At 67.8% G+C, this 24,346-nt stretch carries 25 protein-coding genes; 10 read left to right on the top strand and 15 right to left on the bottom strand.

The window, feature by feature from the left end; translation table 11 throughout:
* The first annotated feature begins 17 nt into the window (after window positions 1–17).
* Window positions 18–935 (top strand): LysR substrate-binding domain-containing protein, encoded by a 918-nt coding sequence (locus tag SLNSH_RS17725; RefSeq protein ID WP_158266809.1) that lies wholly within the window; start codon window positions 18–20, stop codon window positions 933–935.
* Here SLNSH_RS17725 and SLNSH_RS17730 read toward each other — a convergent pair.
* The 7 genes from SLNSH_RS17730 to SLNSH_RS17760 form a co-directional block, all read right to left on the bottom strand.
* On the bottom strand, window positions 922–1,761 hold the full coding sequence (locus SLNSH_RS17730) for an EamA family transporter (protein WP_106338409.1): 840 nt from the start codon (window positions 1,759–1,761) through the stop codon (window positions 922–924). The two genes, SLNSH_RS17725 and SLNSH_RS17730, sit on opposite strands and share 14 nt — an antisense overlap.
* A 158-nt stretch (window positions 1,762–1,919) precedes the next feature.
* Window positions 1,920–2,186 (bottom strand): hypothetical protein, encoded by a 267-nt coding sequence (locus SLNSH_RS17735; protein WP_106338352.1) that lies wholly within the window; start codon window positions 2,184–2,186, stop codon window positions 1,920–1,922.
* A gap of 6 nt (window positions 2,187–2,192) precedes the next feature.
* Window positions 2,193–2,405 carry a hypothetical protein gene (locus SLNSH_RS17740; protein ID WP_106338353.1) on the bottom strand — a complete coding sequence of 71 codons (213 nt, stop codon included), beginning with the start codon at window positions 2,403–2,405 and terminating at the stop codon, window positions 2,193–2,195.
* An 83-nt stretch (window positions 2,406–2,488) separates the two neighbouring features.
* On the bottom strand, window positions 2,489–2,761 hold the full coding sequence (gene infA / locus SLNSH_RS17745) for a translation initiation factor IF-1 (protein WP_106338354.1): 273 nt from the start codon (window positions 2,759–2,761) through the stop codon (window positions 2,489–2,491).
* 159 nt (window positions 2,762–2,920) lie between these two features.
* The gene (locus tag SLNSH_RS17750; RefSeq protein WP_106338355.1) at window positions 2,921–3,130 is read right to left on the bottom strand and encodes a cold-shock protein; all 210 of its coding nucleotides are present in this window, start codon (window positions 3,128–3,130) and stop codon (window positions 2,921–2,923) included.
* 305 nt (window positions 3,131–3,435) lie between these two features.
* Window positions 3,436–4,170: a Crp/Fnr family transcriptional regulator gene (locus tag SLNSH_RS17755; protein ID WP_158266810.1), complete on the bottom strand. Its 735-nt coding sequence runs from the start codon at window positions 4,168–4,170 to the stop codon at window positions 3,436–3,438.
* A gap of 71 nt (window positions 4,171–4,241) precedes the next feature.
* Window positions 4,242–4,829 (bottom strand): histidine phosphatase family protein, encoded by a 588-nt coding sequence (locus tag SLNSH_RS17760; RefSeq protein ID WP_106338357.1) that lies wholly within the window; start codon window positions 4,827–4,829, stop codon window positions 4,242–4,244.
* 153 nt (window positions 4,830–4,982) lie between these two features.
* On the opposite strand from SLNSH_RS17760, the gene recQ reads away from it, so the two are divergent.
* Window positions 4,983–6,812 carry a DNA helicase RecQ gene (recQ, locus tag SLNSH_RS17765; protein WP_106338358.1) on the top strand — a complete coding sequence of 610 codons (1,830 nt, stop codon included), beginning with the start codon at window positions 4,983–4,985 and terminating at the stop codon, window positions 6,810–6,812.
* 234 nt (window positions 6,813–7,046) lie between these two features.
* On the opposite strand, the gene SLNSH_RS17770 is transcribed toward recQ, so the two are convergent.
* From SLNSH_RS17770 to SLNSH_RS17785, 4 genes are all read right to left on the bottom strand, one after another.
* Window positions 7,047–8,111, bottom strand: coding sequence for an ABC transporter ATP-binding protein (locus SLNSH_RS17770; protein WP_106338359.1), 1,065 nt, complete (start codon window positions 8,109–8,111; stop codon window positions 7,047–7,049).
* A 24-nt stretch (window positions 8,112–8,135) separates the two neighbouring features.
* The gene (locus SLNSH_RS17775) at window positions 8,136–10,415 is read right to left on the bottom strand and encodes an ABC transporter permease (protein ID WP_106338360.1); all 2,280 of its coding nucleotides are present in this window, start codon (window positions 10,413–10,415) and stop codon (window positions 8,136–8,138) included.
* Between the two features lie 52 nt (window positions 10,416–10,467).
* Window positions 10,468–11,514: an ABC transporter substrate-binding protein gene (locus tag SLNSH_RS17780; RefSeq protein WP_106338361.1), complete on the bottom strand. Its 1,047-nt coding sequence runs from the start codon at window positions 11,512–11,514 to the stop codon at window positions 10,468–10,470.
* 91 nt (window positions 11,515–11,605) lie between these two features.
* Window positions 11,606–12,394 carry an inositol monophosphatase family protein gene (locus SLNSH_RS17785; RefSeq protein ID WP_106338362.1) on the bottom strand — a complete coding sequence of 263 codons (789 nt, stop codon included), beginning with the start codon at window positions 12,392–12,394 and terminating at the stop codon, window positions 11,606–11,608.
* 264 nt (window positions 12,395–12,658) lie between these two features.
* On the opposite strand from SLNSH_RS17785, the gene SLNSH_RS17790 reads away from it, so the two are divergent.
* Window positions 12,659–12,877 carry a hypothetical protein gene (locus SLNSH_RS17790; protein WP_106338363.1) on the top strand — a complete coding sequence of 73 codons (219 nt, stop codon included), beginning with the start codon at window positions 12,659–12,661 and terminating at the stop codon, window positions 12,875–12,877.
* Between the two features lie 57 nt (window positions 12,878–12,934).
* Here the strand turns inward: SLNSH_RS17790 and SLNSH_RS17795 are convergent, their stop codons facing one another.
* From SLNSH_RS17795 to SLNSH_RS17805, 3 genes are all read right to left on the bottom strand, one after another.
* On the bottom strand, window positions 12,935–13,921 hold the full coding sequence (locus SLNSH_RS17795; RefSeq protein ID WP_106338364.1) for a cation diffusion facilitator family transporter: 987 nt from the start codon (window positions 13,919–13,921) through the stop codon (window positions 12,935–12,937).
* A gap of 132 nt (window positions 13,922–14,053) precedes the next feature.
* On the bottom strand, window positions 14,054–14,230 hold the full coding sequence (locus tag SLNSH_RS17800) for a DUF1328 domain-containing protein (RefSeq protein ID WP_106338365.1): 177 nt from the start codon (window positions 14,228–14,230) through the stop codon (window positions 14,054–14,056).
* A 1-nt stretch (window position 14,231) separates the two neighbouring features.
* Window positions 14,232–14,426 (bottom strand): CsbD family protein, encoded by a 195-nt coding sequence (locus tag SLNSH_RS17805; protein ID WP_106338366.1) that lies wholly within the window; start codon window positions 14,424–14,426, stop codon window positions 14,232–14,234.
* 399 nt (window positions 14,427–14,825) lie between these two features.
* Here SLNSH_RS17805 and SLNSH_RS17810 point away from each other — a divergent pair, with 399 nt between their 5' ends.
* The 7 genes from SLNSH_RS17810 to SLNSH_RS17840 all read left to right on the top strand — a co-directional run bounded on the left by SLNSH_RS17810 (window position 14,826) and on the right by SLNSH_RS17840 (window position 22,346).
* Entirely contained in the window at window positions 14,826–16,475 is a 1,650-nt protein-coding gene (locus tag SLNSH_RS17810; RefSeq protein WP_106338367.1) for an ABC transporter substrate-binding protein, read from the top strand.
* A gap of 163 nt (window positions 16,476–16,638) precedes the next feature.
* Window positions 16,639–17,652: an ABC transporter permease gene (locus tag SLNSH_RS17815; RefSeq protein ID WP_106338368.1), complete on the top strand. Its 1,014-nt coding sequence runs from the start codon at window positions 16,639–16,641 to the stop codon at window positions 17,650–17,652.
* Window positions 17,649–18,530: an ABC transporter permease gene (locus SLNSH_RS17820; protein ID WP_106338369.1), complete on the top strand. Its 882-nt coding sequence runs from the start codon at window positions 17,649–17,651 to the stop codon at window positions 18,528–18,530. Before SLNSH_RS17815 ends, SLNSH_RS17820 begins: the two co-directional genes overlap by 4 nt.
* Before the next feature lies 1 nt (window position 18,531).
* Window positions 18,532–20,634: an ABC transporter ATP-binding protein gene (locus tag SLNSH_RS17825; protein ID WP_106338370.1), complete on the top strand. Its 2,103-nt coding sequence runs from the start codon at window positions 18,532–18,534 to the stop codon at window positions 20,632–20,634.
* 127 nt (window positions 20,635–20,761) lie between these two features.
* Window positions 20,762–21,139: a response regulator gene (locus tag SLNSH_RS17830; protein ID WP_106338371.1), complete on the top strand. Its 378-nt coding sequence runs from the start codon at window positions 20,762–20,764 to the stop codon at window positions 21,137–21,139.
* A gap of 194 nt (window positions 21,140–21,333) precedes the next feature.
* On the top strand, window positions 21,334–21,633 hold the full coding sequence (locus tag SLNSH_RS17835; protein ID WP_106338372.1) for a hypothetical protein: 300 nt from the start codon (window positions 21,334–21,336) through the stop codon (window positions 21,631–21,633).
* 101 nt (window positions 21,634–21,734) lie between these two features.
* The gene (locus SLNSH_RS17840; RefSeq protein ID WP_106338373.1) at window positions 21,735–22,346 is read left to right on the top strand and encodes a glutathione S-transferase; all 612 of its coding nucleotides are present in this window, start codon (window positions 21,735–21,737) and stop codon (window positions 22,344–22,346) included.
* A gap of 2 nt (window positions 22,347–22,348) precedes the next feature.
* On the opposite strand, the gene SLNSH_RS17845 is transcribed toward SLNSH_RS17840, so the two are convergent.
* Window positions 22,349–24,346, bottom strand: coding sequence for a CHASE2 domain-containing protein (locus tag SLNSH_RS17845; protein WP_280954484.1), 1,998 nt, complete (start codon window positions 24,344–24,346; stop codon window positions 22,349–22,351).

The raw sequence follows: 24,346 nt of genomic DNA on the forward strand, positions 1-24,346 counted from the left end.
CACGTCGCACGGCCGTCATGAACCTGACCCAACTCCGTGCCTTCCACCTCGTGGCGACCGCAGGCAGTTTCAGCGTGGCGGCGCGCACCGGGGGCGTCTCGCAGCCGACCCTGTCGGCGCAGGTGAAGGGCCTGGAGACGACCTACGGGGTCAGCCTCTTCGACCGGAAGGGCCGCGGCGCGCAGCTGACGCCGCTGGGCCATTCCCTGCACCAGATCACCACGACGTTGTTCCAGGCGGAGGACGAGGCGCGGGATCTCCTGGCGGGCAACCGCTGGGTGACGCGCGGCCACCTGCGCGTGGCGGCGGACAGCGCCTACCACGTCATGCCGGTGCTGGCGGCCATGCGCGACCGACACCGGGGGCTCACCTTCCAGATGCGAATCGACAACTCCGCCAACGTGCTGGCCCAGGTGCTGGGCTTCGAGGCGGATGTGGCCGTCACGGCGCTGCCCACCTCGGATCCGCGCGTCACGGCCGAGTCGCTCCGGCGCGACAGGCTGGTGCTCTTCGTCCCGCGCACCCATCCGTGGGCGGCGCGCGACGCCATCATGGCGGCGGAGATCGAGGGCTGCGACCTCGTGATCCGCGAGCGGGGGTCGATCACCCGGGAGGTGTTCGAGACGCGGCTGGCGCAGGACGGGATCCGGCCGGGCGCCCTGTTCGAGGTGCAGACCCGAGAAGCCGTGCGCGAGGCGGTGGGGGCCGGGTTCGGCGTCGGCGTGGTTTTCGAGAGCGAGTTCGGCACGGACCCGCGGTTCAAGCCGCTGTCCCTGGTGGAGGGCGGCCTGGAGGTGGGCGAATACGTCGTGTGCCTGACCGAGCGGCGCAGGCTGGCGCTGGTGTCCGCGTTCTTCGACGCCGCGCACCGCCTGGCGCGGCAGGAGGGCTGGCTGGAGGAGCGGGCGCCCTCCCCGGCGGCTACGCCAGCCTGATCAGCATGAGCCCGGCCACGATCAGGGCGGCGGACAGGATGCGGGCCGGGCTGAGCGGCTCCTTGAGCCAGACCACGGCGATCAGGGTCGCGAACAGCACGCTGGTCTCGCGCACGGCGGCGACGAGCGCGATAGGGGCCACCGTCATGGCCCAGATCGCGATCCAGTAGGCGGCGAGCGACATGGTCCCGCCGGCGAGGCCCGGCAGCTTGAAGCGCCAGAGCGGCTTGAGACCCGCGAGCCCGCGCTTCCAGATGGCGATGGCGGTCAGGCCAAGGCCGTCGACCACGAACAGCGCGGCCGCGTAGGCGTGCGGGTCGCCGGCGATGCGGGCGCCGGTGCCGTCCGTCAGCGTGTAGAGGCAGACCATGATGGCGGTCAGGCCCGCATAGGCCAGAGCCTGCGGGGCCACGGCGCGCTTGCGCCCGGACAGGGCCATCGTGGCGATGCCGCAGCCGAGCACCAGGACGCCCCCATAGCCCTGCAGCGGCAGCGGCTCGCGCAGCACGAGGAGCGAGCCGAGGGCCGTCATCAAGGGGGCCGAGCCGCGGGCGATGGGGTAGACGAACCCCATGTCGGCCCGGTTGTAGGCTGCGGTCAGGAACAGGTAGTAGCCGAGGTGGATGACCGCCGAGGCGATCAGCATGGGCCAGGCCGCCGCGATCGGCCAGCCGGTGAAGCAGACCGCCACGCAGCCGATCACCGCGCCGGCGCCGTTGATCAGCACCATGGCCAGGAACGGCTCGATGCGGATCTTCAGCACGGCGTTCCAGCCGGCGTGCAGCGCGGCGGCGGCGAGGACCGCCAGGAAGACGGGAAGCGTCATGAGGCGCAAGAAGGCAGGCCGCGAGAATCGCGGCGGGCGCTCAGGCTAGCAGCCTCTTGCCGGCGCTGTCCGCGCCTCATTTGACGGATCGATGACGGAAACACGACGCCGCCCGCGTCCGGGGGACGGGGCGGCGCGAAAGGCTGCGGTGCAGCGGATCAGTGGCGCGACAGGGCGCGCGGACTTGTATGGGCGGAGATGGGCAGCACGGGCTCGACCTCGACGTCCACCGAGGGGTCGATGACCTCGGCGACGATCATGCAATCGTTCGGGTCGATGTCCACCATGGGGTAGAGCGCGTAGGCTTCCGCCATCTCGACGATCTCGGCGTCCTGACCGAAGGTCAGGACGCAGTTCGTTCCCCGCATAAACCAGTCCGGCGCCTCCGCGCCGGCCTCGAAGGTCCAGCGCTTCTGGTGCGGCATGATGCGTCAGGCCTTGGTGCGCCAGAGCTGGAAGCCGTTCTCGCCGATGGCCGTCTCGATGGTCCGGCGCGAAAACTTGTGCGGCGGGTTCTGCCGGGCTTGCAGCACGCCGGTGATGCCCCAGGGGCCGTAGCGCTGCGGCAGCTTCGATCCCTCCGCGTCGCCCGCAAAGGCGTTCAACCCGTCCTTGGCCTGGGACGCGAACATGAAGATGCGCATGGGATCGGCTCCTTGTTCTGGAAGTGGGGCTCGCTCGAAGCGATTGGCGGTCCGGGCGCGACGTCCGGCCCGCAGGCGGCCGCTCAGCGGCGGCGGAAGTTGGGGCGGCGCGCGCCAGGGGCGCCGCCGGGGCGCTCGTCCTTGTGGCGATAGATCAGGCGAGCCTTGTCGAGGTCGTAGGGCGACATCTCGACCGTCACCCGGTCGCCGGTCAGCGTCTTGATCCGGAACTTCTTCATCTTTCCGGCCGTGTAGGCGATCACCTCGTGGCCGCCCTCAAGCTGCACGCGGAAGCGCGCATCGGGCAGGATCTCCGTGACCTGCCCTTCGAATTCCATCAGTTCTTCCTTGGCCATCAATCCTCAAGGGGTTGGGTGCGGGATGTCTCCTCGGCCCAACTGGCCGAACCCCGCCTGCATGCGCAGGGCGCGCCCTGCAAAAGCGAGAAGCCGTCCCGCGCGGAACGGCTTCCCAAAATTTCGGGAACGCGGCTCCGCCGCGCTCCATGACAACGCTTACGCGGACTGGAGGTTGCCAGCGGACTGCTTGCCGGTACGGCGATCAGTCTCGAGCTCGTAGGAGATCTTCTGGCCTTCGGTCAGGCCACGCATGCCAGCGCGCTCGATGGCGGACACGTGCACGAACACGTCCTTGCCGCCGGCGTCAGGCTGGATGAAGCCGTAGCCTTTTTGATCGTTGTACCACTTCACCGTACCGGTAGCCATTAGCGGGTATCCTTGTAGAACTGCAAACGCACGTGGAGGGTCGGCCGCGAGAGCGCCCGTTCTCCGGTTCGTCGATGTTTGGTGAGATTGTCGCAGCGTGCGCCTGTGTTCAGGCGTGCGGCCCAGTCGTCCGGCCAAATGTCGATTGCGATAATCTACGACCGACCGGCCGATTTTTCAAGCTTGCGCCCCGGCTTTTCTGGAAAGGTCGCGCTCCAGGTCGCGCCTATACGGCCAAGCCGCCGCTGGAAAGGCGAAGCGAGACCGCTGTTTTCGAGGCAGAACTATCATTTTTTCGGCGAAATTCAGTGGGCGCGCGAAGTGGAATCCGTCGAATGAAGGCGGTCGCGGCCCGGAGCGTTGGCGAGTTGCTCCATGGCGCCGTGATCGAGCAGGTGCAGGCCGCCCTTGACCAGCCTCAGCAGGTTCTGGCGCTGCCACACCTGCAGCTGCTTGTTGGTGCTCTCCCGCGAAAGGCCGATGAGTTGCCCAAGCTCCCGCTGGGTGATGGCGATGTACCCGCCGCGGCCCGGAGAGAGGCGCAGCAGCGCCTTGGCGAGCCGGCTTGACACGTCCAGGAAGGCGACGTCCTCGACCTGCTCGCTCGTGTTGCGCAATCTCTGGCAAAGCAAGCTGATGATCCGCATGGCGACGCCTGGCCTGCCTTCGACCAGGGGCAGGAAATCCCGCCGCTCCACGACGAGCAGGTCCGTGTCAGCCATCGCTACGGCGTCGGCGGAGCGGGGGGAGCCGTCGATCAGGGCGATCTCGCCCAGCACGTCGCCCTTTCGCATGACGTTGAGGACGAGCTCGCGCCCGTCCGCGGCCGGCGCCCCGATCTTGATCAGCCCATCCACCACCACGAACAGGCTTTGCCCCGGATCTCCCTTGCGGAACAGCGCTTCGCCGCGAGCGAGGTGGACGGTGCGCGCGTAGGACGCCAGGCGCTCGAGATCAGCAGGTTCGAGGGCGGCGAAGAACGGATGATTCCCGAGAAGAGTCAGGCGGTTCTCGAGACTTGGCTTCTTAAGCTCGGACACGGCCATGGCACTCCGACGCGGCGCCATCGAACGATCTCGCGAAGGATTGTAGGATTCAAGAGCCGCGATCCCTAGAGCGCGGCGGCGGCCCCCTGGAGCTCGGCCAAGGGGCCCCGGACAGTCACGACCTCGCAGTTGGCCATCCATCGTCCCGTCAGCCAGCGGAAGAAGGTGCCATGGCCGACCACCGCGATTGCGCGCTCGGGACGGCCGTCCAGCCACTCGGCGAAATGGGCGACCCGGGCGCCGAACACGTGCTCCGGCTCGTAGGGGATGCCCCGGGCGTCCGGCTCGCCGGCGTGCCACCACGGATCGTCCAGGTGGTCGAACCGCAGGGCGGGGAACTCCTGACCGAGAAGCGCCGGACTGCGGCCGACGTCACAGCTGCTCTCGAGGCGCTCGCGGTGCTTGCAGGTGACCAGGAACGGCACGTCCCGGCCTTCGAACACGCCGAGCGCGGTCTGGATCGCGCGCGTGAGCGGCGAGACGACCACGAGATCCACGGGCTCGCCCGCCATCCGGCTGCGAGCCTCCGCGGCCTGGGCCAGTCCCAGTTCGGTCAGGCGCGCGTCCTCGTGGCCGGGGTCTTCGCCCGTGGCTTCGTAGTGGTGATTGAAGGTGGACTGGCCGTGGCGAATGAGGTGAACGATGCGGGTCATCAGGGCTCGGGGGCAAGGGTCGATCGGTTGCGACTGATGTAGCGCCCGCAGCCGCTGCTCACAATGCATGCAGGGCGGATGTGAGGATAACGCGGCCCTGCGGCGGCGAGGCGGGTTGCGCACGCGCGCACGCCCGTGCAGCGTCCGCCCGTGATGGACGGGGATTCGCGCGTGGCCGAGGGGCCGGTCGAGGTCCTGCAGCGCTGGTTCGGCCACAAGGCCTTCCGCGGGCGGCAGGAAGAGGTCGTGCGCCATGTCGTGGCCGGCGGCGACGCCGTGGTGCTGTTCCCGACGGGCGCCGGCAAGTCCATGTGCTACCAAGTGCCCGCTCTCTGCCGCGAGGGGACGGGCATCGTGGTCTCGCCGCTGATCGCCCTGATGCGCGACCAGGTCGAGGCCCTGAAGCAGGCGGGCGTCGCCGCTGCGGCCTTGAACTCCACGCTGAGCGCGGCCGACGCCTACGAGGTGCGGCGCGACTACCTCTCGGGCAAGCTGAAGCTGCTCTACGTCACGCCGGAGCGGCTCGTCTCCGAACCATTCCTCGATTTCCTGACGCGCGGGCACATCGCGCTGATCGCCATCGACGAGGCGCACTGCGTCAGCCAGTGGGGCCACGACTTCCGCCCCGAATACATGCAGCTCTCCCTGCTGGCGGACCGGTTTCCCGGCGTGCCCCGGATGGCCCTCACCGCAACCGCGGACCCGCAGACCCGCGAGGACCTGCGGCGGCGCCTTCGGCTGGAGGACGCTCCGGTCTTCGCCACCAGCTTCGACCGGCCGAACATCCGCTACGCCATCGTGCCAAAGCAGAACCCGCGGCGGCAGCTGCTGGACTTCCTGAGCCGGCACGAGGGCGATTCCGGCATCATCTATTGCCTCAGCCGCAAGAAGGTCGAGGACATCGCGGAGTACCTCAACGCCCACGGCGTGCGCGCCCTGCCCTACCACGCGGGCATGGACCGGGCCGTGCGCGACGCCAACCAGGACGCCTTCCTGCGCGAGGAAGGCTTGGCGCTTGTGGCCACCATCGCATTCGGCATGGGAGTGGATTCGCCCTCCGTGCGCTACGTCGCCCATCTCGACCTGCCGGGCTCCGTGGAAGCCTATTACCAGGAGACGGGGCGCGCCGGGCGTGATGGCCTGCCCTCCGACGCCTGGATGACCTACGGCATGGCCGATGTCGTCCAGCGCGGGCGCATGATCGACGAGGGCGAGGCGCCTGCCGAGGTGAAGCGGGTGGAGCGCGCCAAACTCTCGGCCCTGCTCGGGATCTGCGAGACGGCCGGGTGCCGGCGCCAGGCTATCCTGGCCCATTTCGGCGAGAGCCATCCTGGCGGCTGCGGCGCCTGCGACACCTGCCTTGAGCCCGTTGAGACCTGGGACGGCACGGAAGCGGCGCAGAAGGCGCTCTCGGCCATCTACCGCACCGGCGAGCGATACGGCGCCGGCTACGTGATCGAGGTCCTGAGAGGCGTCGAGTCGGAGAAGATCGTCCGCAACGGCCACCACCAGATCAAGACGTTCGGGGTGGGCTCCGACCTTGACGAGAAGGTCTGGCAATCCGTGATCCGCCAGCTCGCGGCCCACGGCGCCATCGTGGTGGACCATGACGCCTACGGGGCGCTCACGCTGGGCGAAACCGCCCGCGCCATCCTCAAGGGGGAGCGGCGGGTCCAGATGCGCAAGGACCGCGTGTTCAAGGCCGAGCGGATTTCACAGAAGGCGACCCGGGCCGCTGCGGCCGCCACGCTGGACGACGACGCGCAACGCGTCTTCGAGGCGCTGCGCGCCGAGCGCATGCGCATCGCGCGCGAGCAGGGCGTGCCGCCCTATGTGGTGTTCCACGACGCCACATTGCGCGACATGGCGATGCTGCGACCGCGCAACCGCACTGAACTCGCCGCCGTGCAGGGCGTGGGGGAAGCCAAGCTGGACCGATATGGCGCGGCCTTCCTGGACGCGGTCAGGCGGGCGGTGGGGTGAGCGCTCGCGGTCATTGCGAGGAGCGCAGCGACGAAGCAACCCAGGAGGCAGGCCCCCCCCGCGCCATGCGAATGGCTCGTCTCCCCGCCCCAATGGCCCGGGACGAACCCGGCCATGACGGGTCACCTCCCGTCATGGCGATCGCAGCGAAGCAATCCAGAGGCGCCGCGACCCCTTGGATTGCTTCGTCGCTGCGCTCCTCGCAAAGACGGTTCTACATGCGAACTGGCTCCGCTACCCCGGAAGCACGACGATGCCGCCCTCGGAGAAGCCGACGTGGATGCGGGCGCCGGGCGGGTGGACGGCGGCGCGGCCGTTGTCGACCACGAACAGCTCGCCGAGCGGGCTGGAGATCCGGTATTCCAGGCTGCGGCCGAGATAGGAGCTGTGCTCCACGACGCCTTCGACGCTCGCGCGACCGTTCGGCTGGGCCGTGATGGCCATGGCGTCAGGGCGCACCGCGAGCTTCACCGGGCCAGACCTCGCGCCGCGGCGGGCGAGGTCCAGGGCGACGGGCCCGAGGCGGATGAGACCACGCTCGCCGCGTTCCTCCTCCAGCACACCGTCGAGGATGTTGGCGTCGCCGATGAAGTCGGCCACGAAGAGGTCAGCCGGCTGCTCATAGAGGTCGCGCGGCGTTCCGGCCTGGGCGATGCGGGCGTTGGACATCACGATGATACGGTCGGAGACGGCGAGCGCCTCCTCCTGGTCATGGGTGACATAGGCCACCGTGAGGTTGAGCTGCTGCTGCAAGGCGCGAATGTCCTCCCGCACGCGGCGGCGAAGCTTGGCGTCCAGGTTGGAGAGCGGCTCGTCGAACAGGAGCACCTGCGGCTCCAGCACGAGGGCGCGGGCGACAGCCACGCGCTGCTGCTGGCCGCCGGACAGTTCGGACGGCGAGCGATTCTCCAGCCCGGAGAGGCCGACCACGGCGATCTTCTCGGCCGCCATCTCGCGGGCGCGCGCCTTCGGTACGCCCTGGACAGTAGGGCCGTAGGCCACGTTCTCGATCACGCTCATGTGGGGAAAGAGCGCATAGGACTGGAACACCATGCTGACGTCCCTGTCCGCCGCCGAGAGGCGCGTGACGTCGGCGCCGCCGATCAGGATCTGGCCCTCGGAGGCCATCTCCAGGCCCGCGATCAACCGCAGGGTCGTGGTCTTGCCGCAGCCGGAGGGGCCGAGCAGCGTCACCAGCGTGCCGGGCTCGATCGTGAAGGTGACGTCGTCGACTGCGGTGACCAGGCCGTAGCGCTTGCTGACGGAGCGGAATTCGACGGAGGCCGGGGCCTTGGGCATCGTTCTTTCCCTTGAATGGAGCGTTCAGCCGCCGACCGCCACTGCCGGGGACGCGGCCGTCTCGCGGCGGCCGAGCTTGCGTTTCCCGACCAGCGCCTCGATGCCCACGATCGCCACCAGCATCACCACGATCAGGACGGAGGAATAGGCGATGGCGATGCCGAATTCGCCGGCCTCGACGCGACCGACGATATAGGTGGTCGCCATGTTGTACTGGGCCGAGACCAGGAAGATCACGGCGCTCACCGCCGTCATGGCGCGCACGAAGGAATAGACCAGCGAGGCCATGATGGCGGGCCGCAGCAGCGGGGCCACGACGAGGCGGATGGTGGTCCAGGAGCGTGCGCCCAGCGTGAGCGAGGCCTCGTCCAGCGACTTGTCGATCTGGCTCAGGGTCGCCACCGCCGAGCGCACGCCGACCGGCATGTTGCGGAACACGAAGCAGATCACCAGGATCAGCGCCGTGCCCGTGAGCTCGAACGGGGGCACGTTGAAGGCCAGGATGTAGCTGACGCCGATCACGGTTCCGGGGATCGCGAAGCTCAGCAGCGTCGAGAACTCGAAGGCGCGAAGGCCGGCGAAACGCTGGCGCGTGAGCAGGTAGCCGGTCAGCAGGCCGATCGCGGCCGTAAGAGGCGCGGCCATGGCGGCGACTTCAACCGTTGCGAAAAAGGAATCCCAGGCGCCGCCCGAGAACACCCATCCCCCGAGCCCCTGCTCGATGCGAAAACCGGCGACGTAGTGGTCGAGCGTCAGCGTGTAGTCGCGGCCCAGGCTGCGCACGAAGCCGCCGACCAGGATCAGGATGTAGATCACGGCGGTGAACAGCGCCCAGGGCACGGCGGTCGCGTAGCAGGCCCAAGCGACGCGGCGGGGCAGCGGGGCCGGCAAGCCGGCGTCGCCCTTGCCGGCGACGGTGACGTAGACCTTCTTGCCGACCCACATCTGCTGGGCCCAGAAGGCCAGGAGGGTGAAGCCGAGCAGCACGATGGAGAGCACGGCCGCCCTCCCCTGGTCGGTCGCGGCGCCGACCACGGCGAAGAAGATCTTGGTGGACAGCACCTCGTAGTTGCCGCCCAGCACGAGCGGGTTGCCGAAGTCGGCGAGGCTTTCCACGAAGCCGAGCAGGAATGCGTTGGCGAGACCCGGCCGGATGAGCGGCAGGGTGAGGGTGCGGAATGTGGTCCAGCGGCTCGCCCGCAGGGTCTGCGACGCCTCCTCCAGGGAGGGGCTGATGCCCTGCACAACGCCGACGAGCACCATGTAGGCGATAGGGGTGAACGCGAGCACCTGGGCGATGAAGATGCCCGGCAGACCGTAGATCCACCGCGAGCGCGGGACGCCGAACCATTCGGAGAGGAGCGCCGTCACAGCGCCGGAGCGGCCGAACATCAGGATCAGCGCGAGGCCGATCACGAAGGGCGGCGTGATGATGGGCAGGATCGAGAGAAGCCGCAGCGCGCCCTTGAAGCGGAAGCGCGTGCGGGTGGCGATCAGCGCGAAGGCCAGGCCCAGCGCCGTGGTGGCGACACCCACGATGAGGCCGAGGAACACGGTGTTCCACGCCACCCCGCAGCGGAGCTGGCCGGTGACGCAGTCGAGGCCCCACACGGACTGGTCGGTGATCTTGGCGGCGAACTCGCCCAGCGCGAGATGGCCGGCGTTGTCCTGGAATGCGCTGGCCAGGATGGTCGAGACCGGGAAGAACACGAACAGCAGGATGAGGGCGACGACCGTCCCCACCGCCCCGACCACGAAGGCGTCGCCCCGGCACCACCCGCGGCCGGCCAGTCCTTGGCAAACCAGCAGCAGGAAGGCGTAGAGCAGCACGCCCGCGCCCAGGCCGAAGCCCACCTGGGTCGGACCCGGCCCGCCCATCAGGGCGGCCAGCCAGGCGAAGCTCCAGCCCTTCAGGCCGATGAGGAAGCCCTGCTTCAGCGTTGCGAGCAGCCCCAGCGCGCCGCCGAGAACGAGGAGCCCGTTGCGGCGCTGCGGGTCGGCGCTACGCCACCCGGCCGTGGCGATAGCGAGCGGGACGAGCAGCGGCAGGAGCCACCAGGCTCTGCCGGTGACACCCAGCGCCAGCGCGCTGCCGCCGGGACCGACGGGATAGCCCGCCAGCGGGTGGGCGCTCCCGGACAGGTCGAGCCAGTACCAGGGCAGGATGGCGTAGGCTATCCACGCGACCAGCAGGACGGGCCCGCTGCGCACGCCCTCGGCGCCGGAGCGCCGCTTGCGCCCGCTGCCTTCGCCCGCCGCCCGCGGCCGGGTCGGCCTGCCGGCCACGTCGGTGATCGCCGTCATTCTATGCGCCCACTCTGGATGGCCGGGGCGAGCCCGGCCATGACGGGAAGGACTACTTCGGCTGATTCTTCACCTCGGCGTCCCACTTGGCGAGCAGCCGCTTGCGCTCTTCCGACGAGCCGTACTTCGCGAAGTCGAAGTCGATGAGCTTGATCTCGGAGAGCTTCGGGGCCTGCGGCGGCACCGGCGTCGCCTTGTTGGAGGGCACTTGGTATGACTTCGCCTGCGCGCCGATGGCCTGGGCGGCGGGGGTAAGCGCCCAGTCGTAGAACTTCTTGGCGTTGTCCAGGTTCTTGGCGCCCTTGATGATCGACATTGAGCCGATCTCGTACCCGGTGCCCTCGCAGGGAGCGACGACCTTCATGGGCGCGCCCTCCACGATCATGGTGACATGGTCGTGCATGAAGGCGATGCCGACAGTGGTCTCGCCGAGGCTCGTCGCCTTGGCGGGGGCCGCGCCGGACTTGGTGTACTGGTTGATGTTCTTATGCAGGGCCTTCAGGTAGTCGAAGGCCTTCTGCTCGCCCATGATCTGCACCATCGTGGCGAGCATGGTGTAGGAAGTGCCCGACGAGTTCGGGTCGGCGACCTGCACCTCGTCCTTCAGCTTGGGATCGAGCAGGTCGGCCCAGCACTTCGGCTCGGCGAGCTTCTTCTCGGCGATGAGCTTGGTGTTGTACGCGAAGCCGAGGGCGCCGGAATAAACTCCGATGGCGCGATGCTTGGACTGCTCCCATTGCCTCACGGCCCAGTCGTTCAACTCGGCGTTCTTGGGAGACTGGTATTCCTGCGTGAGGCCTTCCTCGGCCGCCTGCATGTGCGGGTCGCCGGTGCCGCCCCACCAGATGTCGCCCTTCGGGTTCGCGGCCTCGGCCTTCACCTGCGCGTAGGTCTCGCCCGAGCTCTTGCGGGTCATGGAGACCTTGATGCCGGTCTCCTTCTCGAAGGCGGCCATCATGGGCCGGCACCACTCTTCCTGCACGGAGCAGTAGACCGTGAGCTGGCCCTCTGCGGCGGCCGGCGCGGCGGCGGAGAAGACGGCGGTGAGGGCCGAAGCGGCCAGCAGTGCGGAGCGCAGGCCCGCGCCTGTCGTCGACATTGTCATATTCCTCCCAAAACGCTTTGTTTTGAGAGATTTGATCCGACCTCCTGCGGGCCGTCAACCGGCATCCCGCCAGCGGCGGTCCAACTCACAGCCGAATGCCCGCGATCCCTTCCAGCGCCGGGGCCAGCCCCGGCGCGCAGGCCAGGATGGGGGCGCCGCGCTGCAGTCCCCCCTCCCCCATGAAATCATTGGTGCGTCCCCCGGCTTCGCGCACCAGGACGACGCCGGCCAGGACATCCCACGCGTTGATGTGCAGTTCGATGTAGCCGTCCAGCCGGCCGGCGGCGACATAGGCCATGCCGAGCGCTCCGGACCCGCAACGATACAGCCCCGCACCCGCCCCCATCACGCGCCCGCACAGGGCGATGTAGTCCTGCACGGGCCGGCGCATGCTCCAGCCGCACTCCACCGAGGCCGCGCGGATATCCTCCGCCTGGGACACGCGCATGGCCTCGCCGTTCAGCGCCGCCCCCAAGCCCGAGGCGGCGGCGAAAAGCTCGTCCCGCACAGGGTCGTAAATGACGCCGACCACCGGCTCGCCGGCCGCCACATAGGCGATCGAGATGCAGAAATGGGCGATGCCGCGGGCGAAGTTGGCCGTTCCGTCAATCGGATCCACGACCCAGACGCCATCGGTTCTCCCCGTGGCGCCGTGCTCCTCGCCGATGATTCCGTCCTCGGGGAAGCTCTGCCGCAGGCGACCGGCGACGAGCGTCTCCACCTCGCCATCCACCGCCGTCAGGAAATCCTGATGCCCTTTCATGGCGTAGGCGCGCGAGTCGCGGTCCGCGAAGCGACGGCGCATGAGCGTCCCCGCCTCCCGAGCGATTTCCGTCGCGCGATCAAGGCGCGCGTTGAGCGTCATCGAATGCATGGCGTCTCCCCCCGGCGCGGACGCTATTGCGGGAGCGCCTGAAATCGAAGCCCTTTTTTGCCGAAGATCCTGGCAGTCGGCCGCTTTCGGCGGCGCCCGCGCTGATGCGGCGCGCCATTGTTACTGAAACCTTTCGACAACCATGCAGTCCGTTCATGGCGCACATGAGCAAACAGCGGATGCTGCAGCGCAGCAAACATCCTAGATTCCAGCCAACACAAGAACAGGAAGCGCTCGGGGATCTCGACATCAGGAGATTTCCCAATGGCCAACTCGTCTCTCGCCCTCAGCGTCATGGCTCACTCGGCTCCGGCCCGCGAGCCGCGCAAGGGTCTGCTTGCCAGCTTCATCGGACATCTTCAGGCCGTCCGCGAGCGTCAGGCCGAGCAGATCATCTCCCAGTATATCCAGCAGCACGGCGGTCGCCTGACCGACGACCTGGAGCGTCAGATCTCGCGCAAGTTCGGCGAAATCGCCGGCTGATTCGAGGCTTGATCCAAGCCTGAGGCCGGCCTTCGGGCCGGCCACGCTCCCCTCGTGTCACGCGCCGACTTCGGAGCGCGTTTCCGGCCCCTGTTCCGCCAGGCCGTAGCGGCGGTTCCTGGCGCGGGCGAATCCGCCAGCTGACTGCGGCTTGACGAACAGCGTCGTGATGGCCGGCTCCGCCGCCCTCACCTTTTCCTCGATGCAGTGCACCGCGTGCTCGATCTCGGGCGTACGCAGGGCGTCGTCGAACTCGATGCTGAGCGAGGCCGTGATCTGGTCAGGCGCCAGATGGGTGGTGATGACGCCGTTGGCGCTCACCACGCCTTTTTGCTCTTTCGCCAAACGCAGGATCAGGTCGTTGATGACCGGGTCCGCGGGCTCCCCGATCAGCAGCCCCTTTGTTTCTCGGGCCAGAAGCAGCGCCGTCGCGCCCAGCAAGGCCCCGATGGCGAGGGACCCGACGCCGTCCAGTTCGGGCCTGCCAAGGTACTGGGAACCCGCCGTCGCGAGGGCCGCGATCAACAGCCCCGCAATGGCCGCGCTGTCCTCGAGCAGGACGGTGAAAGTCGCCGGATCCTTGCTGCGGCGAATCGCGGAGAACACGCTTCGGTGCGGGTTGCTGTCCCGAAACTGGCGATAGGCCACCCGCCAGGACAGGCCCTCGAAGACGAGCGAGAGGCCGAGCACCACGTAGTTCACGATGGGGGATTCCATCGGCTCCGGCTGCTGCAGATGGACGATCCCTTCGTAGACCGAGACGCCCGCGCCCACCGCAAAGACGAGAAGCGCGACCACGAAGCTCCAGAAATAAAGTTCGCGCCCGTGGCCGAGCGGATGATCCGGATCGGGGCGGCGCGCGGCCCGGCGCAGGCCGTAAAGCAGCAGAACCTCGTTCAACGTGTCCACGAGCGAGTGCACCGCCTCGCTCAGCATGGCGGAACTGCCCGTCCAGGCGGCGGCGCCGAACTTCACGGTCGCGACGGCGAGGTTCCCGAATAGAGCGGCGTGCACCGCCGGTTGAGCCGCGTGTCCGGCCGCCATGAAATCCCCGTCAGGTTGGTTCCGGGCGCGAGACTGCGACCCACCGCGCAGCAACGGAGGGCCCGGACCTTCGTTCCCGCTCAAAGCAAAGCGGCGCCCCGGGGGGCGCCGCGCTGCGTCGATGCAGGATTGCTAGACTGTTGGACTGCGCCCCCGCATCAGGCCGATGACGGCCGAGATCACGAAGAGGACGACAGCCACGTAGAAGAGCAGCTTGGCGCCCTCCATGGCCGTGCCGGCGAGGCCGCCAAAGCCAAGCGCCGCGGCGATGATGGCGATCACCAGGAATACGATTGCCCAGCGGATCATCTCAGACCTCCCGCGACTTCCGGTCCGCGTCGCGAACGGCGTCCTTCACGCCGCCCGCAGCGTTCTGCATCTTGCCCTTGATCTGGTCCGCCTTGCCTTCGGCGTTCAGCTTGGCGTCGCCGGTGATCTCGCCCGCGGCTTCCTTCACCTTGCCTTTGGCCTGATTGAAGGCACCTTTGATCCGATCGCTGTCCATCGTGGTCTCCCAAGCTTCAGGTCGCTTGAGAACGGCCACGGCTTCGCATGGTTCCGAGCGCCGGCTCCACGCAGCCAACGCCCGGGGGGCCGAATGTCGTGGTTCGTCAGGTTCATGTCGCAATCAGACTGAGCGAGCGCGGCTTTCGCAGCCGCATCATGGGCGGGCCGGCGACGCGCGCCTGCCTCCAGGGGAACGGAGCATGCTCGCGGACCGGCGGACGGATTTCGCCGGATGCCGGCAAGGGGAGCTTCATGCGCTGACGAACAAGGATGGCGAGGCGGCCCGGCCGCTTCCGAAGAGCCTCCGTTCGCAGCCATTGCAGGAAGACCGGCGAAGCGCGAACATCCGTCAGGGGAACGGTTGAACGGTGGCGAAGCCACCACGGGAGGCGGGAACATGACGGACGATCGCGACAATCCGCATCTGAAAACATTGCAGCAGCAGCTCGCGGACGGCCGCATGGACCGGCGCGAGTTCATTCGCTACGCCTGCCTGGTCGGCGTATCGGCCGCCTCGGCCTACGCCCTGGCCGGCGTGCCTATGGCGACGCCCGCCAAGGCGCAGGCCGCGAAGGGCGGAACGCTGCGCATCGGCACGCGCGTCAAGGAGATCAAGAGCCCGCATACCTATTCCTGGGGCGGCTATGACTCCAACATCTCGCGCCAGGTGCTCGAATACCTGACCTTCACGGACGAGAAGGGCGTCACCCGGCCCTATCTGTTCGAGAAATGGACGGTGAGCCCGGACCTGAAAACCTGGACCTTCAACGTCCGCAAGGGCGTGAAGTGGTCGAACGGCCAGGACCTCACCGCAGACCACATCGTGTGGAATCTCAAGCGCGTGCTCGACCCGGCGGTCGGCTCTTCCATGATCGGCCTCGTCAAGGGCTACCTGCTGGACGACGTCACCGTGGACGGCAAGCCCTCCACCAAGATCTGGTCCGACAACGCCGTCGAGAAGGTGGACGACTACACGGTTCGCCTGAACTGCAAGACGCCGCAGGTGGCGGTGCCGGAGCACCTGTTCCACTACCCGATGGCGATCATGCACCCGGACTCCAAGGGCGTGTTCGAGGTCGGCTCGGTCGGCACCGGTCCATACCAGCTCACGGAATTCGAGCTCGGCAAGAAGGCCGTGCTGAAGGCGCGCAAGGACTACTGGGGCGGCCCCGTCGCCATCGACACGGTCGAGCAGATCGATGTGGGCGATGACGCCAGCGCGGCCATTGCGGCGCTCGCTTCCAAGCAGATCGACGGGCTCGTGTTCGCCGACCCCGGGCAGTACGACGCGCTCAAGGCGTTGCCGCACCTGAGCTTCTACAGCGTGCCGACCGCCGAGACTGGCGTGATCCGCATGCGCTGCGACCAGAAGCCTTTCGACAATCCGAAGGTGCGCAAGGCGATGCGCCTGGCGGTCGACCAGGATGTCGTCCTGAAGGTCGCGCTTCACGGCCTCGGGATCATCGGCGAGCATCACCACTGCTCGCCGGCCCATCCGGACTACGCCAAGCTCGAGCCGTTCAAGCGCGATGTGGCCGCGGCGAAGAAGCTTCTGGCGGAAGCCGGCTACCCGAACGGGATTTCCTCCGAACTCATCGTGCCCAATGACCAGGCGTGGTTCCAGAGCCAGGCCGAGGCGTGCATCGAGATGTGGAAGGACGCCGGCATCAACATCAAGCTCTCGCCGATGCCGGGCGCGGCTTACTGGGACGTCTGGACCAAGGTGCCGATGGGCACGACCATCTGGTATCACCGCCCCTTGGCCATCATGTGCCTGGGCCTCGCCTACCGTACGGGCGTGCCGTGGAACGAGTCCGGCTATTCCAACAAGGAGTTCGACCAGCTCCTGACCGAGGCCGAGGGAACGCTCGACATCGACAAGCGCAAGGAGACGGTGGCCAAGCTCGAGAAGATCCTGCAGGAGGACGGTCCGCTGGTGCAACCGGTCTTCCGCTCCGCCTTCACGTTCATGGACAAGCGCGTGAAGGGCTTCTCGATGCACCCGACCAACTACATCTTCGCCTGGAAGCTGTCGGTCGACGCCTGACCTACCGTGGGGGCGGCCGGGCCGCCCCTTTCCGTCGTTTGCCCTCCGGCGCCAATCGCGCCGGAGGCGCGGAGCGATCTCTCGTATGGACGCCCGTCGTGGTTCGCGCGCCGGGCCGGCGGCGAGCCGACAAGGCTTTCCGCAGCATTCCGCGAGGTGGCGTTTGGGCCGTTTCATCTTCAAGCGCGCGGCGAGCCTGGTCCTGACGCTGTTCGCGGCGTCATTCCTGGTGTTCGCCGTCACGGAATTCTCGCCCTCGAACGTGGCGCGCAAGACGCTCGGGCCCTTCGCGCTGCAGAGCCAGGTGGACATCCTGTATCAGAAGCTCGGGCTGCACGACCCGCTCGCCGTCCGCTATTCGCGCTGGCTGGGCGTGCTGCTCGGACTGAAGGCGGACCCGCTCCAGGATCCCGCGCTCGGCCTGCAATTCAAGGATCCCCGCGGGGACAAATATTTCGGCAATTTCGGCTATTCGACCCTCTACAAGGCGCCCGTCAACGACGTGATCTGGGGCCGGCTGAAGGCCACCGCTGCCTTGGCCGGCATCGCATTCGCGCTGATCGTGCCGCTGTCGCTTGTCCTGGGCGTCTTGGCCGGCATGCGTGAGGGGAGCGGTCTCGACAGGACCATCTCAATCTTCGGCATCGTGGCGACCTCCGTGCCCGAGTTCGCGTCCGGGGTGTTCCTCGTGGCGCTGTTCGTGGTCGGGTTGGGGTGGCTGCCGGGCACCAGCCCGCTCGACGCGGGCTCGGGATGGCCGATCTGGACGCAGATGGTCCTGCCGGTCGCCGTGCTGGTCCTCTATGACTCCGGCTACGTCGTGCGCATGGTGCGCGGCTCCATGGCCGAGGTCATGAACAAGCCGTACATCCGCACGGCCATTCTCAAGGGCTTGCCGATGCGGGAGGTGGTTGTCCGGCACGCCGTCCGGAACGCCATGATCGCGCCCTTCACGGTCATCCTCCTGCAAATCAACTTCCTCATCTCGGGCGTGGTCGTGACCGAGATGGTATTCGCCTATCCGGGCTTCGGGCGCATGATTCTGGACGCATCGCTGTTCGGCGACATCGCGCTGATCGAGGCGGCCACGCTCATCGCGCTCACGATCGCCATCCTGACCCAGTTGGTCAGCGATGTCGGCTACGCCTTCCTCAATCCGCAGATCAGGCTCGCATGACCGCCACGACGCCCGACGCCGCGGCCTTGACGGCCGCACCGGTTGAAAGGGCTCCGCCGAGCCTCCTGCGAAGGCTGCCGCACTCGCCCGTGGCGATGGTGGGCCTGGGGCTGATCCTGTTCTGGGTCGCCCTCGCCGTGCTGGCGCCGCTGCTGCCGCTGGACCCGCCCAACAAGCAGGACCTGATGGCGCTCGCCGATCCCCGGCCGTCCTGGCGGCACTGGCTGGGCACGGACTTCAAGGGACGCGACATCCTCTCGCGCCTGATCTGGGGCGCCCGGACGGTGCTCAGCGTGGCCCCGCTCGCGGCGTTGTCGGCCTACGTGGTCGGCTGCCCGCTCGGGCTGGCGGCCGGCTACTACGGCGGGAAGGTCGACACCCTGATCAGCCGGCTCTCCGACATCATCCTGTCGTTCCCGATCATCATCCTCTACGTCATCCTGATCGCGAATATCGGCCCCTCGGCCCTCAACATCGTGCTGGCCGTGGTGCTGACGGCCGCGCCGGGGATCGCCCGCATCGTGCGCGGGCTCACGCTCGAGCAGCGGCACCTGGACTACATCGCGGCGGCGCAGCTCAGGCGCGAGAACGCGCTCTACATCATGTTCGTGGAGCTTTTACCGAACTGCCGTGGGCCGCTGATCACCGATTTCTGCCTGCGGGTGGGCTACACCATCATCACGATCGGTATCCTGGGCTTCCTCGGCCTGGGCCTGCCGCCGCCCGATCCCGACTGGGGCACCATGGTGAAGGAGGGCACGGCGATGATTTCCGTGCGCCCCCACATGTCGCTGTTCCCGGCTCTGGCCATCGTCAGCCTGATCCTCGGCTTCAACCTGCTCGCCGACGGCGTGCGCGAACTGTCCCTGAGGGAGTGAGATGAGCGCCGCGGTCGACTCTTCCTTCCAAACGCCCGCCCCTGCCGGGCGTGATCTCCTCGTGCTGGATCATGTGAAGGTCGAGTACGTCTCGTCGCTCGGAGCCGTGACGGCCATTCCGGACCTGTCGCTCACGATCCGGGCCGGCGAGAGCTACGGCCTGGTCGGCGAGTCCGGCTGCGGCAAGTCCACCCTGCTGATGGCCATCCTGGGCTATCTCGGACCGACAGGCCGGATCGCGAACGGGCGCATCGTCTTCGACGGCATGGACGTGACCAAGGCGGACGCCGCCGCCCTTGCGAGGATCCGAGGCCGGGGCGTCTCCATCGTCTACCAGGATCCCAACGCCGCCCTCAACCCGACGCTGACCATCGGCAGGCAGCTTGCCGAAGTTCCGATGCTGCACGAGGGGCTCGACGGCGCGTCCGCCCGCGCCCGCGCGCGGCGCATCCTCACCGATGTCCATCTGCCCGATCCCGACGCGGTGATGGACCGCTACCCGCACCAGCTCTCGGGCGGCCAGAAGCAGCGCGTGGTGATCGCCATGGCGCTGCTCGCCAACCCAAAGCTGCTGCTCCTCGACGAGCCGACCACGGGGCTCGACGTGACCGTCGAGGCCGCCGTTCTCGACCTCGTCAACGAGCTGAGGGAGAAGTACGGGACCACGCTCCTGTACATTTCCCACAACCTCGGCGTGATCGCGAAGGTGTGTGACCGGGTCGGCGTCATGTACCTGGGCGACCTCGTCGAGGAAGCGCCCGTGGAGGAGCTTTTCGCGCGCCCGCGCCATCCGTACACGCGCCGGCTGCTCGCCTGCGTGCCGCGGCTGGACAGCGACAAGCACACGACGACCTTCCTGCCGATCCCGGGGCAGCCGCCCTCCCTGGGGAGCCGGCCGCGAGGCTGCAGCTTCGGACCCCGCTGCGCCGGCTTCGAACCCCAGCGTTGCGGCATGGCGCCGATCGCCGAGGAGGAGACCGATCCCGGCCACGCGGTCCGCTGCGTGCGCTGGCGCGAGCTGGACCAGTTTGAAAGCCGGGACAAGGAGCACGTCGCGCCCGCGTCTCCGAGCGCCGAAAAGGTGCTCGAGGCGATCGACCTCTCCAAGGTCTATGAGCTTGGCAACGCTTTCTTCGGCTTCAGCTCCGCGCGCCAGCTCGTGGCGAACGAAGACCTGTCGTTCGACGCGAACAAGGGCGAGATCCTGGCCATCGTGGGCGAATCCGGCTCGGGCAAGTCGACCTTCGCCCGCATCCTGGCCGGGCTCCAGGACGCCAGCGGGGGCAAGCTGAGGGTGCTCGGCGAGGACCTGTCGCGCATGCCGGCCAGCCGGCGCACGATGGAGCAGCTCGCCGCCGTGCAGATGGTGTTCCAGAACCCGGATGCGACGCTCAACCCGTCGCACACGGCCGGCTTCTCCATCGGGCGCGCGCTTCGGAAATTCGGGATCGCACGCTCCCGCAAGGAGATCGACAGCCGCGTGCGCGACCTGTTCGCCATGGTGCGCCTGTCGCCTCACCTGGCGCGACAGCGGCCAGGACGATTGTCGGGTGGGCAGAAGCAGCGCGTCGCCATCGCCCGCGCCTTCGCGGGCGATCCGAAGATGCTGGTCGCGGACGAGCCGGTATCGGCGCTGGACGTCTCGGTCCAGGCGGCGATCGTGAACCTCCTCCTCCAGATCCAGGCGCGCCGCGGCGCCACCATCGTGTTCATCAGCCACGATCTCGCCCTGGTGCGTCACCTCGCGGACCGAGTTGTCGTGATGTATCTCGGACGCGTGATGGAGATGGGACCCGTAGCGTCCATTTTTGCACCGCCCTACCACCCCTACACGGAGGCGTTGCTGGCGGCGGTGCCGGTCCCGGACCCGACCGTCAAGCAGAAGCACCTGCGGCTCGAGGGAGAACCGCCGAGTCCCATCAATGTCCCCGCGGGATGCCGTTTCGCGGCGCGCTGCCCCCGAAAGGTGGGAGCCATCTGCGATAATACGCCTCCGCCGGAGCGCGACGCCGGCGGCGGACACATGATCGCCTGTCACATCCCCATAGAAGAACTCAAGGCGGTGACGCCTATATTCAGCGCGGACCCCGGACAGGTGTCGTAGCGATCCTCGTCGATGGTCGTTTGCTGCTCTTGAGCACGGCTACGTACGCTGGAAAAGTTCCCGAGCCGGGGAACATCCGGGCTGCCGTCCCGTTCCAACCCACTCTGCAGCAGCACAGGAGCGGGACATGGGACGCGCAATCAGACCGACGACGATCGTGGTGGTCGAGGACGAAGCTGACCTGCGCTCCCTGGCCGCGACCCTGTTCGAGGAAGCTGAACTGAAGGTCTGCGAGTTCGAGCGCGCAGACGAGGCTTGGGAGTTCACGAAGTCCCGTCCCGAGGAAGTCGCCATCCTGTTCACGGACGTCAATACGCCCGGTGAACTCGATGGCCTAACTCTGGGCCAGCGATGCGCGACTCACTATCCCTGGATCCGCGTCATCGTGACCTCCGGCCGCCAGCCCTCGAGGACGCCGGGCGGCGCCGTGACGTTTCTTCAGAAGCCGTGGCGGCCGCTGGACCTGCTCCGCGTGGCTGAATATGGCCCCATGCAACGCGTCTGACGTTCATTTCGGGACCAGTTCGCCAGCTTGGCCTCCGTTCCGGACGCCGAGTTGGCGACATCGCGTCGTTTTGAACGTTTCAAATTCTGTCAAGATCGAATTGATGAGCGTTGTTCGATTTTTTAGAAGAGTGTCTTCCCAGTGTCACAGGTCCGGGTTACTATCCGCGTACAGGGAGAAAGTGGAGGCCTAGTATGACGCGGATGTCGCTGTGCGGCCCCCTGCGCGCCGCCGAGGAATTCATCTACTACCCCGACGACTTGCTGCCCAAGGTGCAGGAAACTCTGGGCAAACTCGCTGACATCGAACTCAAATACCAGCAGGAGCGAGCCCGCCTCGCCCGCTGGGATGGCCCGGACTCCATGCGGGCGCACATGCGCATGCGCCTCGACCAGGAGCGCAAGCAGGAGCGGCTGACGTTCGAGCGCCGCCTCACGCACCTGCAGGAGCGCATGACGGCTATCGTACTGGCCGATCTCCGGTCGGTTCACTGAATTTTCCGAAAAGCCACCTGCGCCGGGGCATCCCGGCGTTTACATCCCGAGGAAAGCCGTGAGAATGCGGGCGCATCATCTCCGGCTTTCTTAGGACGATCATGAAGCTCTTCTTCGCCGCCGCCTCGCCTTACGTGCGCAAAGTCCTCGTCGTCGCTCGGGAGCGCGGGCTCGATGAGCGCATCACGCTTGTCCCAGCAGCGGCGAGTCCCGTCGCGCGTAACCCGGAGGTGGTCGCCCACAATCCCTCCGGAAAGATTCCGACTCTCCTGCTCGACGACGGCACGGCGCTGTACGACAGCCGCGTCATAGCCGAGTACCTGGACGCCATCGACGGGCCCAGGCTCTTCCCGGCCGCTGGCGCGGCCCGGTGGTCGGCGCTCTGCCTTCAGTCCCTGGCCGACGAAATGACCGGCGCGGCCCTGCTCATGCGGTATGAAACCGTGCTACGCCCCGAGCAGCTTCGTTGGGCCGAATGGACGGAAGGACAAAAGGCGAAGGTCCTGTCCTCCGTCGCGCAACTCGAGGAGACCTGGCTGGAGGCGCTCACCGGCGAGATCACCATCGGTTCGATCGCGGCCGGATGCGCCCTCGGTTATCTGGATTTCCGTTTCCCGACGATCGGCTGGCGCACGGGCCGCGACCGGCTAGCCGCATGGTACGAGACCTTCGCGGTCCGGCCTTCCATGCAGGCGACCGCGCCCACGGCCTGACGTCAGCCCTCGCCACCCAGATCGGCGAGCACGCGCGCTTCCAGGCGTGCGAAATAGGCCTCCAGGCCAGGATGAGCGTCGCGCAAACGGCCAATCAGGCCGAGCGCGACGCTCCAATCCCCTACGCGCATCGCGCGAAGCAGGCTGTCGTGCGCACGCGCGAACGCTTCCGCCTCCGGCCCCAGGGCGGATCGTTCTCCCAGGACCGCGAGGATGGGCGACAACTCCTGTCGTCCCTTCACGGCGATCCGGTCGAGTTCAAGAAAGACGAACTCGTCCCCGGCGGCCTTTGCGGTTTCCTCTCCCACCAGGAGCGACACCGCGAACGTCTTGGACAGGCCCTCGATGCGGGAGGCCAGGTTCACCGGATCCCCCAGCACCGAATAGTCGAACCGCCACCGCGATCCGAAATTGCCGACCACGCAATCGCCGGTGTTGATCCCGACGCCAACGGCGAACCGTGGCGCCCCGGGGCCCTCCTCCGCCGCGAGTTCCGCGTTCACCTGATCCACAGCCCGCAACATGGCCAAGCCCGCGCGGACCGCCTGGGCGGCATGGCCGGGATTCGCCAGGGGAGCGTTCCAGAACGCCATGACGCAGTCGCCGATGTACTTGTCGATGGTGCCGCCCTGCTCCAGGACGGCCGCCGACAGAGGCTCCAGCAGTCGATTGATGAGGGAAGTCAGCCTTTCCGGCTGATCCCGAAGGCGCTCGGAGATCTCCGTAAAGCCCCGCACGTCGCAGAATAGGATCGACAGGCTGCGCCGCTCACCGCCGAGGCGCAGGGCTTCCGGGTTTCGGGCCAACTCTTCCACCATGGCCGGCGCGAGGTAGCGCGAGAAGGCGTCCGAAACGGCTCGCCGGAGTCGTCGCTCGCGGGCGTAATCGAGGCCGACCCGGCTGGCGAAGGCTGAAAGCGATGTCGCCAATGGCAGGGCCGGCGAAGCCCAGACGCGGCCATAGCGTAGCAGGACCCACGAGCCCATCAGGAGCGCCGGAAACCACAGGGCCGCAACGATAGCCGTGCGCCATGACGTCCGCCGGCCCGCCACGAGCGACGCGACGCCCGCAAACGCCAGCCCCGCGAAGAACAGCACTAGCCATGGCGTTTGCGCCACAAAGAGCCCAAGCCGAAGGTTATCGTAGATCGCGGCCTGGATCTCGACGCCGGCGGTCAGCGTCTGCTCCCGAACCGTATAGGCTGTCGCAAAAGCGTCTCCTGCGCCGCTGTTGGCCGCGGGCGGATGGCTGAGGCTCAGGCCCACGAACACGGTTTGGCCGCGCAGGCGTCCCGGCGGAAGGAAGCGGTCGGGGTCGAGGGCCTGGTAATAGGAAACTGTGGGGTAGCTGCGGGCCGGGCCGAAATACTGGATCATGGCGCCCGGCGGAGGCGTCCTCGGATCCAGGCCAGCGGCCCGGAGCGCCTGCGCGGCGAAGCTGTCCTCGCCATCCGGCATGCGCCGGAGATACGCGTCTCCATCGAGATCGACCGAGGTCGACCCCGAACGGGCCCCGGCGTCGAGCAGCGGCTGGATAGGCTCGACCCGCGTGGTCTGCACGCCCTGCGGCATCGCGATCACGCTCTCCTCCGCCGAGAGCACGACGTCATTCCCCATCGCGGCGGCCAACGCCGCGTCGTCCTGCGGCTGCGACGGTTCGCTGAAGAGGATGTCGAGCGCGATGACCTTTGCGCCCGCCTCGCGCAACTTGCGGACGAGGTGGGCGTGGAGACTGCGCGGCCACGGCCAGCGCTGGCCCAGTTCGGAAAACGAAGGCTCGTCGATGGCGACGATCACAGCTCCTGGCTCGGCGGGTCGGGCCGGAAGCGTCGTGGACGCGAAGTCGAAAAGGCGCTGGTCCACGAGGCGGAAGGGCTCGAGCAGGAAAAGCAACCCGAGCGCGACGGCAAGCGCCAGCGCGAGCAGATGGGCCCGGCTGCGGCTTTCCGGATCGCGGCGCCCGAGCAGGGCGATGGACGGACGGGGCAGCGCGAGCTTCAC

This window comes from Alsobacter soli, from assembly GCF_003004785.1.
GTDB lineage: Bacteria > Pseudomonadota > Alphaproteobacteria > Rhizobiales > Beijerinckiaceae > Alsobacter > Alsobacter soli.